Origin of the sequence: Nonlabens ulvanivorans, assembly GCF_032922765.1 — a bacterium.
Lineage (GTDB): Bacteria > Bacteroidota > Bacteroidia > Flavobacteriales > Flavobacteriaceae > Nonlabens > Nonlabens ulvanivorans.
In genome coordinates, this window is record NZ_CP136694.1 from 2,543,901 (window position 1) to 2,561,483 (window position 17,583).

The window sequence follows — 17,583 nt, forward strand, 5'->3', positions numbered from 1 at the left end:
ATGAAAGTTGATTTGGGTTATTAACTTTATGATAATTCTGCTTTCGCGAAAGCGTGAAAAATAAAAAAGGAGCTCTTAAAGAGCTCCTTTATAAATAAAGTAAATAACAATTATTCCTTTATGAAGTGACGTGTTGTCGTTGCGTCTCCACTAGAAATATTGATTATATATACACCATTACTAAGATCTGATAAGTTGCTTAATTCAATAACACCGTTGGATAGGTTATTGTAATCATTAGACATTACTTGTTGTCCTAGTGTATTAAATACTTGCACTTGTGCTTTTTCTACGGACGCGTTGCCAATGTTAATGGTAACCGTATCACCTTTAACAGGATTAGGATAAATGGATAGGTTAGATCCAAAAGCAACATCTTCATTACTTAACGTTACTACTTGGAAAACTAATTCAAAACGCAGTGCATCTAGGCTTTGAGCATTATTCATATCTACTGTAAAATCTACAGCGGTAGACGTTCCCTGAACTAACTCTGTTATGGCACCCGTAAAATTATCTTTAAGATATGCTGTAAGACCTGGTAATACATCAACAGTTGCATTAATAGTATATGCTGTATTTAAATAGTTAGTGATATTTAATTCTAAGCTTTCATTTACAGAAGGAAGTGTTCTTCTTTCTACAGTAAGTAACTCACCTGTTGATTTTGCAATTGCCATATTAACATTGAGTCCATTAAGTTTAATTGCATCATTTGAATCTACATTAACGTTATGAGCAGCATTAAAATCTAGATAAAGACCATCACTTTCAGTTTGACCATTATTAAAACGGCTTGTTTGATAAATTTTAAGCCTTAACGCTTGTTGTAGTGGTGCAACATTAAATACGCCACCATTTGTAGTACCGTCAACTTTGTTGGACTCTGCAATTGCAACAGATGCAGATCCACCATTATCAACAAAAAACACAGCTTGTCCAGCGTCTAAAACATTAGTCGCAACTCCTGCAGATCCTACCGTACCAGATGCACTAGCATAAGGAATTGCAGAGTAACCACCGAATTCTCCTAGTGCTGGATCCCAATAATACATATCTGCACCTACTCCTGTAGCTACAATATTTTCTGTAGATAGTTTAGACTGATATGGATTTGCAAAAGCAAAGAACTCACCTGATGCAATACCTGGTGTTACAGCCATTGAGCCTGTCATTAATGAACCTGAAGCCCTTAATGTAGTTTCTGTATGCGCTGGCGAAGTTGCTGCAGCAAGATCAGTCATTCTATCACCTCTTACAAATAAACGGTAATAATCACCTGCATTTAATATTTCAGTTTTTGTATTTGTAACGGTAGTCCATGATTGATTTGATGCATCCCATTTAAACATACTAGCATTTCCTGTAGTAGTTTCATCATGTCCGGTTGTTGCGTTAACAGTCCCGGAAGTTCCGGCTGTACCAGTTACCTGTACTCCATAACCTGTTGCATTAACACCAGCTTCTTGCCAGCTATCATAAACACTAGGTCCTGAAACTGTAGATCCTATAAATCTGAACGCCCTATTACCAGCAGGAATATATCGTTCAACGTTTACATTACCTGTAATAGCTCCTGCATCTACCGCATCAACTCTAGCCGTACCCATTGCATTTGATACTAAAGTAATATTTCCATTTGCGTCTAGTTGTCCTCCAGAAACCACGTCTAACTGTTCAGAAATAGACTGCATACCGTTCATGGTAACATCACCTGTTGCATCTACGGTTAGATTAGTCATACTTCCTGCTCCTGTAACACTTGCTGTAGCACTACTTAAAATTACCTGGCTAACTCCTGTAATAGAACCATTGTTTACTAAATTACCTGCAACTGTAATGTCACCGTTATCTGCTTCTAAAGCAGCTCCAGCTTCTAGAGTCAGATTACCGACACTTATTGCACTTGTTAAAGACGGCGTCGTTCCCACTTGAACAATCATGTTATCATTTGTAGTAATATTTCCTTCTGGAGTATTGTTCCAAGATGCTCCATTCCAAATGTACTCTTGCGAACCAGCATTAACTTCAAAGTTATCAATAAATAAATCCCAATCTGATGCACTTGAAGAACTAGCTTTTGCAATAAAACCAACTTTAACCAGTCCTGAATAAGCAGATAAATCTATTGAAATGGCATCACCTGCTACACTAGGAGTTGTACCTTGTGTCCATGTTTGTAATACGTTTGCAGTACTCCAAGTAGCTCCGTTATCAGTTGATATAACAACATTTACAATATCATCTGACCCAAAAGTAGCAGCAACAGTAGAACTTGCAAAATCTGTTGCAGAAATATCAAATTTTAATTGATTATTATTTCCAATGCCTAAATCAATCGTAGGACTAATCAACCATTGACCAGTGGTCGTAGTGTACATATTATACCTTGCAGCTCCAGTAGTTCCGTTATTTGCAAAACCATCAGAGGCCCAACTTGAAGAACCAATATTAAGTGAAGCATCTAGTTCACCTGTTGCTTCCTCCCAACAGTCAGGGACGTATGAATCAAAGTTCTCTACATAACCTGGAACCTTTGATTCACAAGAAGTTTCAAAACTATAAGGACCTGCCCATTCACTAAAATCACCACCACCACAATTTGCTCGCACGTAATAATCGTAGGCTGTGACCGCGATTAAGCTAGTTAAAGAGTAAGGATTAGTAGCTGGAGTAATTATAGTTCCTGATCCTTGAGTAAAGCCATCTACACCATATTCAATTTCCCAAGAGGACTCTCCACTACCTCCAGAGGTCCAGGAAAGATTAGCAGATGTTGCTGTAATATTTGATGCTGTTAAACCAGTAGGAAGCACACATGATGGTAGTGCATTAAAACTAAAGTCATCTAAATAATAAGAATCATATATACCGGTCTGTCCATGTCTTACTGCAAAATAAGAATCAGTGCTAGTTGGGATATTTATTTCTATATCTTCAAAAGATGAAGATGTTAAAGTAGTCGTAGCTAAAACTGTAAAGGTTGAAGCATCATTAGGATCTGCAATTGTACCTAGTTCTAGTTCTTGTCCATTAGCTCCTTTAGCACTGAACTGTACTTGTACACCGTCAGTTGTTAACTCAGCTATTTCAGGAGAAACAAGCATATAGTCTCCAGAAGAATCAAATCCATTATAAAAACGATAAGACTTAGCTCCAGACTGAACATTTGTAGCAGAATTATCATAAACATAAACGTAACCAGATCCCGAGTCTATAAAACTCCAACAGTTAGGAGCATTTGCATTAGAAGAACTTCCCGTAGTTGAACTATCAAAATTTTCAGTAAAGGGAATATTAAAAGCAACACAAGGAGTGGTGAAACTATAAGGGCCAACCCATTCACTAAAATCTCCTCCACCACAATTTGCTCTTACATAATAGTCATAAGCTGTATTTGCTGTCAATACATTTAAATTATAAGGATTTGTAGCTGGAGTAATAATATTACCAGCTCCTTGAGTAAAGCCATCAACACCGTATTCAACTTCCCATGATGTTTCACCACTACCACCGCTAGTCCAAGAAAGATCTGTAGATGTTGCCGTAATATTTGCAGCAGATAATGCTGTAGGAATTAAACAAGATGCTGGAGTAGAAAAGCTAAAAGGTCCTGCCCATGCACTTTCATTACCAACTCCACAATGTGCTCTAACATAAAAGTCATAATCTGTACTTTCTGTTAAACCGCTTGCATTGTATGGATTATTTGATGTGTTATCTATTATTGTACTAGCTACTCCACCTTGCGTAAAACCTGTAACACCATACTCAACATCCCACATCGTTTCCGCACTTCCACTAACAGTCCAAGAAAGATCTGCAGATGTTGCCGTAATGTTTGTTACTGCTAAATTGGTAGGCTCTTGACAAGAAGGTATTGTTCTTACTTGAAAATTATCAATATGAAAATCCTTATCTCCACTTGCCGTAGCTCCTTCATCAGAGTAAATTGCAAACTGAACATTGGATCCTGTGATTGTAGATAAGTCAGCATTAAAAGTTTCACCAGCCGCCGCCGGTGTGTTTCCATTTGCTGCATTCCATTGTACAATAGTATTCCAAGTAACTCCATCTAATGTATAAAGAAGTCTCACATCATCATCAGCATCAAATACACCTTGTGTAGTGTCATCATAGTCAGTGAAAGCCACGTCAAGATTAATTTCGTATCCACCAGCGCTTAAATTAAACTGTGGTGATAATAACCACTCTATATCGCTAGTTTGATAGATATTTATATTCACTCCACCAAGACCTGATCCTAAATGTGCAAATTCTTCTTCAGCCCAATTACTAGAGCCTAAAGAACTCGGACCATTGACAGGATCACCGTCAACAGCTTCTACCCAACAACCTGGAATGTAAGAAGAAAAATCTTCTAAATAATCTGGAATTTCAGCAGCACAAAGAGTTGTAAAACTAAATGGGCCTACCCATTCACTATAATCACCAGCTCCACAATTTGCTCTTACATAGTAATCATAATCAGTATTAGACATTAATCCTGTTGTACTTACTGGGTTAGTTGCCGGAGCAATAGTAGTTCCTGCACCTTGGGTAAAGCCATCTATGCCATATTCTATTTCCCAAGAGGATTCACCGCTACCGCCACTCGTCCAAGAAAGGTCAGCAGATGAAGACGTAATGTTTGCAGCATCAAGTGCTGTTGGTATTAAACAAGAAGCTGGCGTTGAAAAACTAAAAGGACCAGCCCATGCACTTACATCACCACCACCACAATTTGCTCTTACATAATAATCATAATCAGTAGATTCAGTAAGTGTATTTAATGTATAAGGATTAGAATTTGCTGCAATAGTTGTACCTGATCCTTGTGTAAAGCCGTCTGCTCCATATTCGATATCCCATAAAATCTCACTTCCAGTAACTGTCCAACCTAAGTTTGCACTTGTTGCTGTAATCCCAGTCGCTGTTAATGAAGAGACATCAGGACAGGCTTGTTGAATTCCTCCTAAAATCATATTAGGTATATAAGATAATATTGTTCCCGTAGGTGGAGATGCTGGATCAGGATTTGTAGAATCGCTTCTATAATAAATAGAACGATTAGTGGTTACACTAGAGGTATGGAAATCATCACCAAAACTATCATAGCTTGCTCCATTTTCATCAACGGCAATAATCAAGTTATTGGTGTTTGAATAGTTAAAAGGAGTGTCTAAAGTTATTGTTATCCACTCATCAGTGCCTTGAGCAGTTACAGTAATTCCTCCTGAGTACACTTGAGTAAGTGCTGTACTAGGAATCCAGTCTGTCGTTGAGGCATAAGAAGCTTTTACATCTTCAGCCATATAAATAACCAATTCTTGACTATTAGGTAACGCAGTCGTCCCGCTATAAAACCATTGAATTGAGGTTATATTCCCAGAAGCATTAATTTCACTTTGTAAATAAACACTTTGTGAATAAGAAAAACCAAAATACGGTTCAAATGGTACTGCTTGAGATTCATTAGTACCGGTACCAATTTGAATTTGACCACTAGAGAAACCAGTCGCAAAAATTAATAGAAGTAATAGTAATTTTATTTTCATTTAGATTGATTTATAATTTATCAAGATATTAAGGTATATCATTTTTGTAGTTCCACACCTACAAGCCTTAATTTTTTGTTAAAGCACCTAAATTATCGTCTATCTACCTGATTTTTAATGATTCATAATCAAAATTGAGTCAAGTTCTATTTTTATTTAAAATATTACCTTTGCCGCTCAACACTAAAAATGTTTATAGCATGCAACTGTATAACAAATTAAGTGCTGAAGAAAGAAGAGAACTTATACGTGCCGCTGGAAAAGAGCGGTTAACGATATCTTTCTATCAGTACCACCAGATCGGTAATCCACAACTTTTTAGAGACCACTTATTTTTACACTGGCATCCTATGGATGTGCTAGGTAGAATATATGTTGCTCATGAAGGGATTAATGCACAACTCTCAGTTCCGGGAGACCGCTTTGAAGAGTTCAAGTCTTTTGTAGATAGTATAGATTTTCTAGAAAATGTACGTCTTAATATTGCTAGAGAGCAGGATAATGAAAGTTTCCTAAAACTTAAAGTTAAGGTGCGCAACAAGATTGTAGCAGATGGTTTAAACGACGAAACCTTTGATGTTACCAATAAAGGAATTCACGTAGATGCAACAGCGTTTAATGAATTAATAGCTGATCCAAACACAGTACTGGTAGATATGCGCAACCATTATGAGTCTGAAATAGGTCATTTTAAAAATGCTTGGACACCAGATGTGGACACTTTTAGAGATAGTCTAGATTATATTGAGAATAAACTTAAAGACCACAAAGAAGATAAAAAACTAGTGATGTATTGTACTGGTGGAATACGTTGTGAAAAGGCTAGTGCTTACTACAAGCATAAAGGCTTTAAGGACGTCTACCAACTAGAAGGTGGAATTATAGAATATCATAGGCAGGTCACTGAGCAAGGTCTTGAGAACAAGTTTAAAGGCAAGAACTTTGTATTTGACCACAGACTGGCTGAAAAAATCAGTGATGAAGTCATTGCAAATTGCCATCAATGTGGTACTCCATTTGACTTGCACACCAATTGTGCAAATGAAGCCTGTCACCTTTTATTTATTCAATGTAATTCTTGCAAAGACAAAATGGAAAATTGCTGTAGCGATGAATGCAAAGAAATCATTCAATTACCTGTTGAAGAGCAAAAGAAATTACGTGCCGGAAAATATAATAGTAATAAGATTTTCAAAAAAGGCAGATCAGAAAAACTAGTATTTAAAAAGTAATAATTATTTTAAAATTCCGCTTTCGCGAAAGCGTATAAAACAAAAAAGGAGCTCAAATTGAGCTCCTTTTTAATTGAATAGAATTAAGTCTATTGTTTAATAAATCGTTTCACAGCGGTAGAATCACCGTTAGAAATATTTACAAGATATACTCCTGAAGTCAGTGAGCTTAAGTTATCTACAACAATGGTGTTATTTGAAACATTATTGAAGGTTCTGCTTATTACTTCTTGACCTAATGTATTATACACAGCAATACCTATCTGACTAGCTGGTACGTTTCCTAAATTAATAGTCATTGTATCACCGCTTACTGGGTTAGGATAAAGAGTTACTGCATTTTGTAATGATACATCTTCATTTCCAGCCGTAGCATCTACAACAAATCTACTTACGTGGAAATCATAATCTTCAGTATCATCTGCTGCACCATCGCTAGCTAAAAATGCAAACTGTACCGTACCAGAATAAGCAGCTAAGTCATAGAAATAACTATCTCCTGTTACAGCTGGTTGATTTCCAACATTCCACGCATCAAGTGATGTCCATGTTAATCCATTATCAACAGTAATTAATAAATCTACTGAATCATCAGATCCCATTACACCGGTATCTGCAGCTGTAGAAGTTCCGCTGAAAGCATAATCGGTAACAGCAACTTCAACAGTTAAAACCTTAGTAGTTAAACTAGTTAAATCATAAGTTTCAGAAATTAACCACTCACGATCTCCTAGTGTATAAAGGTTCATTACGTTACTAGGAACTACTGTTCCTACACCATTAGTATATGCACGACCATCTTTCCATTGTGATGCTCCTACACCTGTAGGTCCAGTTGCTATTTCACCATCGCCAGCTTCACTCCAACATGCATTAGGTACATTATTAGTAAAATCAGTTGCTGCTGGGAACATAGTTACTGCACCACAATCTGTTGTAAAGTTTATAGGCGTTGTACTCCACGCACTTTCATCACCAACGGCACAAACTTCTCTAACATGAACAAAGTATTCTGTTTGAGCAGTAAGACCATTAATGGTATAAGTAACATTAGGCATCGCTCCTGCTACGTCTGTCCAAGCTCCCGAAACTGCTGGTGCAGTACCTGCAACGGTTGTCAACGAGTACTCATAGTTACCTGCACTTGTAGCGTTACCACTATCAAAGTTTATTGTCACGGCAACATCTGTATTATTTACTAAAGTAAGGTTAGAAGTATCCGGACATGAAGGTGGAGTTCTCACCTGGAAGTTGTCAATGTGGAAATCATAATCTTCAGCATCATCAACTAATCCTTCACTTGCATATAATGCAAATTGAGTAGTAGCATTTACTAATCCAGTTAATGGATTGTTATAAGTCATTCCCATTTCAGATGGAGTATTTGCAGCATTCCATGTTTCTAGAACATTCCATGTTGTTCCATCTTCAGTATAAACTAACACTACCTCATCATCAGATCCCATTGCAGAAGCTGCTGTTGAGTTATAAGCCGTAACAGCTACATCAATATTAAGTTCATATCCTCCAGCTGATAAATCATATAAAGGAGATATTACCCAATCAGATGTTCCTAAGTTGTATAAGTTTACATTAACAGCTCCACCACCACTATTTGTAGCATGTGCAAATTCTTCAGAACTCCAATCTCCTGAACCAAATCCTGTAGGTCCTGTAGTTAAATCACCATCAGATGCTTCTTCCCAACAGTTAGGAACAAAAGAATCAAAGGTTTCTAACGCATCTGGTACAATTACAGCACAATCTGTAGTTGCTGTAATAGGTCCCACAAAAGTCGTACTACAGTCAGATCTCACATACACGTCATAAGCTGTCTCTGCAGTAAGCGCCATGATAACAAATGGGTTGGATGTTGCATTAGAAGTTCCTACAGCAGGTGCAGGATCTCCAGCTGGTACCGCTATAACTTCCCAAGCAGTCGCTGGTGGAATACTATTTTCTGTCCAGCTTACTGTTATAGAATCTGCTGTTACAGAATCAACTGTTACACTAGACACATCGTTACATGTTGGTAATTCATCAAAACTAACATCATCAATTGAAACATCTCCTTCATAGGTATTACCTGTCATGGTAGACTTAGAAGTTGTAAACGCTACAATAACTGTTTGTCCGGCATAACTAGACAAATCAATAATAGCTTGTTCCCATGGATCTGCAGATGTTGTTTGTTGTTGACCAGTAATTGTCAATTCTGTTGTAAAAGTTGCTCCATTATCTGTAGAAACTGCTACTGTTAAATCAGTAATAAATGCTCCATACATATGATAATAGAAAGTAACTGATGGTGCAGTAAGCGCTGATAAATCTACAGCTCTTGAAAGCACAGTAGCAACATCTCCATTAGACCCATTACTTGCTTCAACAAACATAAATGTAGTACCACTAAACGCTCCTGAAGGACCAGTGTTAGAAGAACTTGTTCCTCCTGCAGCATCTATAGCCCAGTCGTAAGCACCAGAGCTTATTTCATTCCAACATTGATCATTTACAAAACCAGATGTTGCAGCTGAAAAGTTTTCAAAGTCTACAAAATAAGGTGCAGCTATCGCAGCACAAGGAGTTTGTATACTAAGAGGACCTGATTGAGTTGATAAACCATCACCTGTAGCACTACAATCCTGCGTTACATAAAAATCATAGTTAGTCTCACCTGTTAAACCAGTTATGGTTGCCGTATCTGCTCCACCAGCAACTGTTGTTCCAGTCATAGTAGGATCAAAACCAACAGGACCATAAGTGATGCTAGAAACGGTAGATCCGTTGTTATTAGTCCAGCCAATAGTTGCCATAGTATCTGTAGCAGATAATAATGTGATATCTAAAGGTGCTTGACATGCTGGGATCATTTCCCAAACTATATTGTCTAAATACAAATTATCAAAAGTAGAAGCAAACACATGTTTAAAGGCGATATAGGTATCAGTACCTGCATATGTGTCAAAATTCTGAATATACTCAGTATGCGTGGTTGTAGGTGAAAATGTACCCAATGCAGTAAATGTCGTAGGATCATTAGGATCAGTCATTGTACCAACTTCAACAGTAGAAGTAGCCACTGTGATATCTGCAAAGAATTTTACTCTGTGCGTACCTGCATTAAGGTTACTTAACACTGGTGAAATTAATAAAACATCAGCAGGAATTGTAGTACCGTTTGCACTACCACTATATAACTGGACACCGTTAGGTGCAGAGTTGTCTGCAGAAGTTGAAGTTCTTACGTAAGGATCTGTTCCCGTAGCTATATCAGTCGCAAAGAATGACCAACAAGAAGGTAAATCTGGTGTAGACACACTATCAAAATCTTCATTAAAATCAGTTATAGGTGCACAAGCAGTAGTAAAAGCAAGTGCGGCAGACCATGGACTAGTATCAGTTCCTGTACAAATTTCTCTTATATATACATCATAATCTGTACTAGGTATTAATCCTGTAATTTGTCCAGCTTGCGCTATAGGTAAAGTCGTACCTGTTACACCAGTTAACGTACCAGTAGGAGCTACCATTGCGCCTGGTCCTGTAGGATAAGAATTTGCAGTGTCCAGTAAGTATTCAAAATTACCAGCCGTACCAGAATTATTACTATCCCATGTTATATCTGCTGTTGTTTGAGTTGCAGATACTAATTGAACATTATTAGAATCTAAACAATTAGGTATTGTTCTCACTTGAAAATTATCGATATGGAAATCATAATCCTCTGCATCATCAACTGTTCCTTCACTAGCATAAATACCAAATTGAACGGTACTACCTGTAATGGTAGAAATATCTGCATTAAATGTTTCACCAGCAGTTGCAGGTTGATTTGCTGCGGTCCAAGTTTGAATTGCTGTCCATGTAGAACCATCTAGAGTATAAGCTAGTACAACTTCATCATCAGATCCCATTACGTCAGCAGCAGAGCTGTTAAAATTAGTAAGGGCGACATCAAGATTTACTTCATAACCACCAGCCGATAAGTCAAATAATGGACTTAAAACCCAGTCAGAAGTGTTTGCATTAAAAAGGTTAACATTTACAGCACCACCACCAGAAGTTGCTGCATGAGCAAATTCTTCAGATCCCCAATCTCCAGAACCAAAAGATGTAGGTCCAGTTGTTAAGTCTCCATCAGATGCTTCTTCCCAACAATTAGGAACAAAACTGTCAAAAGTTTCTAAATAATCAGGAACAAATGCAGCACATAATGTTTCAACACTTAAAGGACCTGCAGCAACAGATAATCCATTTGTAGCAGCTGTACAATCTTGTGTTACATAAAAATCATAATCTGTATTAGGCATTAATCCAGTAATACTTGCGCTGTTAGCACCAGCGGCAACTACTGTTCCTGATCCTATTGTAAATCCATCAACTCCATATTCTATTGAAGAAATTGCAGAAGAACTAGTATTTACCCAACTTAAATCTAATGTTGTAGCTGTAATATTAGAAGCAGCAAAAGATGTAGGTAATGGACATAACGCAGTTGTAGTGAATGAACCAGTAGCAGTAACTGAGCTTCCGTTTCCAGCAGCAGAACAGTCTTGAGTTAAAATGTATTCATAATCTGTTTCTGGAGATAAACCTGGTATATTAACCGTCGTTGCTCCACCAGGAATATTTATGATTGTACCTGTACCAGCCGTTAATGGGTCTAGTCCATATTCTAATATCGTATCTGTAGATGTAGAATTATTAGTCCATGAAACATCAGCTGATGTTGCTCCTTCAACCTCGCTTAAACCGCTAGGCGCCGGACATGGTATTGTAAACAAATCAAAGGCAACGTCTGCACTAGAGCCATTGAAATCATAGATCTGAATTACAAGGTTATCACCTAAAGCCCATCCAGACTGCAAAGCATTAGTTACGAAAGTATTTGAACAACTAATCTGAGTTCCCGAAACAGCATCATAAATAGCAATTCCAGGACTTCCAGGATTTAAAGATGTAAATGTCAAAGTAAGCTCTGTAGCTGTCCATGTAAAGAATTGGTCATTACCAGAGGCTGAACAACCTACGTTATCCTGTCCACTATCCGTTGTACCATCTGTAGTAAATGGCAACGTGAACTGCGGAGAAGTTGCTCCTTGCACAGGAATTGTTATAGGTATGGCACCAGCAAAGGTGTCATTGGGCGGTTGCGCTTGTGTCATTATACATGTTAAAGACATTAACATGGATAATAAGAGTAATTTCAATTTCATATAAGGTTATTTAAATTAATTAGAGAGTGCTTTATTAGCGCGTAAAATAGAACTTTAATTAAATGTAAATAAAACGTTAAAGAAATTTTAGATTAATGACGCATTACAACGACTAAAGACACGTCAATTTAATATTAATCAATCATTAAGGCCATAACAAATTCACCTTTAGGCTTTTTAAGTTCAAAGTGTGATATGGCGTCATCTACCGTACCACGATAATGCTCTTCAAACATTTTTGTGATTTCTCTAGAAATTGATACTCTAGAATTCCCTCCATAATGTGTTTTAAAATCTGCTAGAGTTTTTAAAAGCTTGTGTGGTGACTCGTAAAAAATTATCGTGCGTCGTTCTTCTTTAAGAAACTCTAACCGTTTCTGTCGTCCCTTTTTCACTGGTAAAAACCCTTCAAAAACAAATTTATCACATGGTAAGCCGCTCACCACTAAGGCTGGCACAAAGGCTGTTGCGCCAGGTAATGCCTCTACATCTAGATTATTTTCTAGCATTTTGCGAGTGATTAGAAAACCCGGATCACTAATGCCAGGTGAACCTGCATCAGTTATTAATGCCATTTTCTCTCCGTTTTTTATGCGACCTACTACATGATCTACAATTTTATGCTCGTTATGCATATGATAAGAAAGCATAGGCGTTTTAATTTCATAGTGTTGTAATAACTTACCACTGGTCCTAGTATCCTCGGCTAGGATAAGATCTACTTCTTTCAGTATTTCAACAGCACGATAAGTCATATCTGCTAGGTTTCCTATAGGTGTAGGTACTAGATAAAGTTTCATAGTGTTTTTTTATGCTTTGAATAACCAATAATTATGAGAATTACGCTTTCGCGAAAGCGTATTTATACACACTTCTCAAAACCCTAGTTTTACAGGAGTAAAATTAAGTATAATGATTTATTAAACCATCACGCAACCATTGGTAAGAAGAGTCATCTTATATTTATAACCAGACCAATCTTTATGAAATATCTACTAACCATAGTCATTTTTATTTTTACCTGGACCACAGTTTATGGTCAAACTACGGACCTCTCAACCACTGTTGAAGCTCAAGATCTTACAGGAAGTTCAATATCGCAAGCACATTTTTATGAACGTTATACCTATTTAGTCACCATTAGTAACACAGGTGCACCTGTATCTAATGCTGATTTTAATCTATCACTTAGTTCAGTAAATAATATAGAAAGTGCTGTTGCTCAAAATAATCTAGGTGGTGCTGTATCACCAGCGGCAATCAATATTTTAGGAAGTTCGATTGATGGTATTTTACCTAATATGCCCAACTCTTCTAGTATTGAGATATTAGTAACAGTAAGAGCCTCGCCTATATTTTTAGGCGGCGCAACGGCTACTGTTGTAGTAAGTCCGCCGGCAGGTACGACGGACACAAATCCGTCTACTAATACATCAGTGATAAGCATTATTATGACTGAAAGACCTATCGATTTTCAAATTACACAAAGTCAAATTACTCCTGTAAGCAATGGAGTTTTAGCAAGTTGGGGAGACTCTGTTACTTATGAGATGACCATTCTGAACAATTCTGGTATTGAATATCCGTTACAAAATTTTTTAATTGCCGCTCAAAATATTAATGGAGCTGGTAGTGCTATTGTCACTTTAGAGAATCTAACTTGTGTAAGTAGTAATGGAATGAATTGCCCAACATTATCTGGAATTAACCCTACATCTAGTGTCAATCTTACAAATCAATTTGAATTTTATAACCATGGACAGCAAATTGTTTTTCCTGCAGGTGCATCATTTACTTTAAGTATTACTTACAAAATTGAAGAAGGTGATTGTAGTCGATTAACGCCTAATCAACTTTTAGAAATCGGGAATCGAGTTAATATTCAATCCTATGTAAATAATACTGGTTTCAGTACAAATAATCTGATAGCAACTGATGCTTTATTAAACACCGCGTGTCCTTGTACTGACTTAACATCTCAGGTAACTAAAGTTAGCCCAATAGCAGGTACACTTAGTGCTTGGACTGATATTGTCACCTTTGACTTTACCTTTACTAATAATGGACCTCTTGATATCACGGGTGGCGCTTATCTTATCAATACGAGCACATTAAATACCGGAATTGAAATTTTAAGTACTAACTGCCTCAGTACCACAGGTACCATTAATTGCTCAGACATCAATATAGTTACCACACCAGACTTTAGATGGCTGACAGATGATTTTACCTTTCCTGCAAATTCAAGCATTACTGTTAGGACAACAGTAAGATTCATACCACCAGAGTGTACAACGGGTGGTGTTGCTCCTGTTTGTAGCGTGCGTGGAATAGTGTTTGAAAATGACAATGCATTGATCGATTGCGATTTATCAAATGATTTTGACGGTGATAGTATTCTTGGTCTACCTATAACTCCTTGTGTAGACATCCCTAATAATCCAATTATTCAAATTGTTGAAAATCAAACTAATCCGGCACCTGGTGCTGGCCCATATCCTTATGGTAATGTTACTTATGAAATAATAATGAGCAATGTAGATACCATTGCACACCATATTAAATTTAAAGACACTCAATTTTCTCAAGGAACCGGTATTTTACAATCTATTATATGTACAAGTACGACTGGTGGAGCAGTATGTCCATCAAATCTAAATGAAAATATAGGTGTTGCTAACTCTCAAGGAGATACCTTCTGGGAGATATTAGATACAGATGGTTTTATAATGCCAGCAAATAGTACCGTTACCTATGAAAAAATAATAGACTGGACTCCTATTTGCTCTGTGCTATCCACAAATGTCCAAGATAACTTAGAAATGTCTGCTTTGGACTCCAGTCTTTCTGTTATCGCAACTGCCAGTGCAGGAGTCGCCACTCCTATGGTTCCATGTGTTGATCTAGTAGTACAAACGTATCCATCCATAACATCTGCGCCTATTAACTCGCCACTAGAATGGATTGTTGACATCACTAATTCTAACATCAGTACTGATGCTAACAATATTGACTTTACAGATTTACTACATCCCGATTTTATTATTACAGGCACGCCTACCTGCTCACTTATCACCGGTACTGCAACTTGTATTTCTACTTTTAACGTTTCTGGAAACCTTATAGAAGGTGTGATTCCTTATATGGAGTCCGGATCTACTATACAAGTGCGCATTCCAGTCACTTCACCTTCTTACGGAGGTAGTTTTGAAAACCGTGCCGAAGCTCAACCAGATTTCACACAACAAGGAGAAAACACACCAGATTCTAACATCTCGATTTCAAGTCTGTTTGTTCTTACTTCTCAAACTTCAAAAAGTTTTGACCCAGCAATTATAACTACAGGACAAACATCAATTTTAACGTTCACTCTTACAAACTCAGTAGGTCTGCCAGCTCAAGATAATATTACCTTTATAGATAATCTATCACCAGAGATTACACTATCTGGTAATGCATATTGGGTAGATCAAAATAATGCATCGGGAACTTTTATAGATACCATCGGTACTTCTTTAATAGGTATTCAAAACCTTAGTTTTCCGGCAGGAACGCAACAGGTAAGTTTTGCCGTTGAAGTGACCAGTGCAGAAGCTGGGTTCTACACAAACAGTTTTTTAAACTTCTCTGCACTTAATAACATTGATGTTTCTACCGCATTTGCTACTCTCGAGGTATTACCCGTTCTAGATTTAAGTGTTACTAAAACAGTTGACAATATTAAACCAGATGTGAATGGTAGTGTAACCTTTACTATTTTAGTTGAAAATTTAGGTAGCGCTACTGCTACTGACGTTCTTGTAGAAGAGTTTTTACCTAGCGGTTATAATTATTTATCGCACAATACATCCATAGGTAGTTTTGATAGTTTATCTGGCTTATGGTCAGTAGGCGATATGATGGTAGGTAGCACAGCTACTTTACAAATAACTGTAGACTTTAATATACCAGGAGATTTTATTAACGTTGTCAACGTATATAGCAGCAATTTATTACCCGATATTGATTTAGAAAACAATACTGCAATTGCTTTTACCAGGCCTGATTGTTTAAAAATACCAGAAGGATTCTCACCTAATAATGATGGTATTAATGATACTCTAGTTATAGAATGTATCGAACTGTATCCAGATAGCAAACTCAAAATCTTCAATCGTCATGGAAGTATTGTTTATGAAACAACAGGATATTTAAACGACTGGAATGGAAATCCTAATAGTGGATTGTTACATAATAGTGGTAAGGTATTACCGGTAGGCACGTATTTTTGGCAGCTAGACCTCAATGATGGTAGTGAAGCTAGAGTAGGTTGGGTTTATATCAATCATTAAAATTCCGCTTTCGCGAAAGCGTATACTACCTCACCCATTTCCTAACCAAGTTACCAGTAAAATAAGAGGAAAAAAGTAAAAGCAAACCGATTAACGCAAAAGTATAGCCACCATCTTTTAAAGCTAAGTGAGCTCCCATTGCTAGTAACATATCAAAGAAGAAGCCTGCATAAGCCCATTCTGTTAACCAGCGATTGCCTCTCCATAAAATCATTGCTACACCTGCTATTTTAAACACGGCTAATGGATAAATAATCCAGGTGGGAAATCCTAAAGATTTAAAGAAACCTGTTACCATATCATACTGCAATAAATACATACTTGCAGACCATAGCATTAAGGCACATAATAAACCTGTGGCAATCCAATAGAGATATTTCATAGAGACTTAATTATCAAACTTTGCCTCGACTATTTGCATAAATCGTTCTACATAAGCATCTTTTCCTTCCCAATTATTATAATCCGGTTTTACCATCGATATGATGAAATTTTGAGCAGCAATTTTACTTTCCATCGTGTTTAATTGAGATAAAACGCGATTATAATCTTGATCGCTACCATTGAATAGATGCTTGATAAAGCCTATACGATCGTTCATTCCTATTTTTAAGCCTGCTTTTAAACGATCATTAATGGACTGGCCTTTTTCTGATTGGTTATTAATCTTACGTTCAAACTCTGGCATTTTTTCATAGCCAGCAGTTAGATCTTCCATATCGTTTTTCTCGTAGGTAGGTTTAGGAAAATCTATTTCAATCTCTTCTTCTGGAAATTCATCCACCATTTTATGAATAGTTGATATACCAGGTAACTCAATCTCTTCTCTCATATCCTGATCTGCAGGGACAAAAAGATCACTCAAATCGGGATTAGAGAAAGCATCCTCGGCATTTGATTTTGCATTTTCCATGGCTTGCTCTACCTCTTGCGTTACACTTTCTACATCTTCTTGTGCAGCGGTAAATGCCTCTTCTATCTTTTCTTGTACCTCAACAGTTCCTGCGGTAGGTTGTACATCACCAAAATGTTTTTCAGTAAAAGAAAGGATAGTCAATTTTTCATATAACTCTTTGGCTACTGACTGTAATTCATGAATATCTTCCTTATTCTTCATTTGTAGAATGCGGTGTGCGAGACTAGTAAGATCTGCTGCTATTTTCTTTTTCATAATGGTTTAATATGCCGCTGGTTTTATTGTATTTTTGAAACTGATTTGCGAGAATCGCAGTCCCAATTTTTAACG

Annotated in this window: 7 protein-coding genes; 2 read left to right on the plus strand and 5 right to left on the minus strand. The window is 37.0% G+C overall.

Annotation, left to right across the window (positions count from 1 at the left end; all coding sequences use genetic code 11):
• Positions 1-110: 110 nt before the first annotated feature.
• A complete protein-coding gene (locus R1T42_RS11550; protein WP_317290427.1) occupies positions 111-5,558 on the minus strand; it encodes a fibronectin type III domain-containing protein in 5,448 nt (1,815 codons plus the stop codon).
• Between the two features lie 200 nt (positions 5,559-5,758).
• Between R1T42_RS11550 and trhO the strand changes: the two genes are divergently transcribed.
• Positions 5,759-6,790, plus strand: coding sequence for an oxygen-dependent tRNA uridine(34) hydroxylase TrhO (gene trhO, locus R1T42_RS11555; RefSeq protein WP_317290428.1), 1,032 nt, complete (start codon positions 5,759-5,761; stop codon positions 6,788-6,790).
• Between the two features lie 89 nt (positions 6,791-6,879).
• Here the strand turns inward: trhO and R1T42_RS11560 are convergent, their stop codons facing one another.
• Positions 6,880-12,006, minus strand: coding sequence for a T9SS-dependent choice-of-anchor J family protein (locus tag R1T42_RS11560; protein WP_317290429.1), 5,127 nt, complete (start codon positions 12,004-12,006; stop codon positions 6,880-6,882).
• Between the two features lie 134 nt (positions 12,007-12,140).
• Positions 12,141-12,806: a 16S rRNA (cytidine(1402)-2'-O)-methyltransferase gene (gene rsmI / locus R1T42_RS11565; RefSeq protein WP_317290430.1), complete on the minus strand. Its 666-nt coding sequence runs from the start codon at positions 12,804-12,806 to the stop codon at positions 12,141-12,143.
• Between the two features lie 183 nt (positions 12,807-12,989).
• Between rsmI and R1T42_RS11570 the strand changes: the two genes are divergently transcribed.
• Positions 12,990-16,337, plus strand: a complete 3,348-nt coding sequence (locus tag R1T42_RS11570; RefSeq protein WP_317290431.1) for a T9SS type B sorting domain-containing protein — start codon at positions 12,990-12,992, stop codon at positions 16,335-16,337.
• A gap of 25 nt (positions 16,338-16,362) precedes the next feature.
• Here the strand turns inward: R1T42_RS11570 and R1T42_RS11575 are convergent, their stop codons facing one another.
• Positions 16,363-16,719, minus strand: a complete 357-nt coding sequence (locus tag R1T42_RS11575; protein ID WP_317290432.1) for a DoxX family protein — start codon at positions 16,717-16,719, stop codon at positions 16,363-16,365.
• Positions 16,720-16,725: 6 nt separating this feature from the next.
• Positions 16,726-17,508, minus strand: a complete 783-nt coding sequence (locus R1T42_RS11580) for a hypothetical protein (RefSeq protein WP_317290433.1) — start codon at positions 17,506-17,508, stop codon at positions 16,726-16,728.
• Between the last annotated feature and the right edge of the window lie 75 nt (positions 17,509-17,583).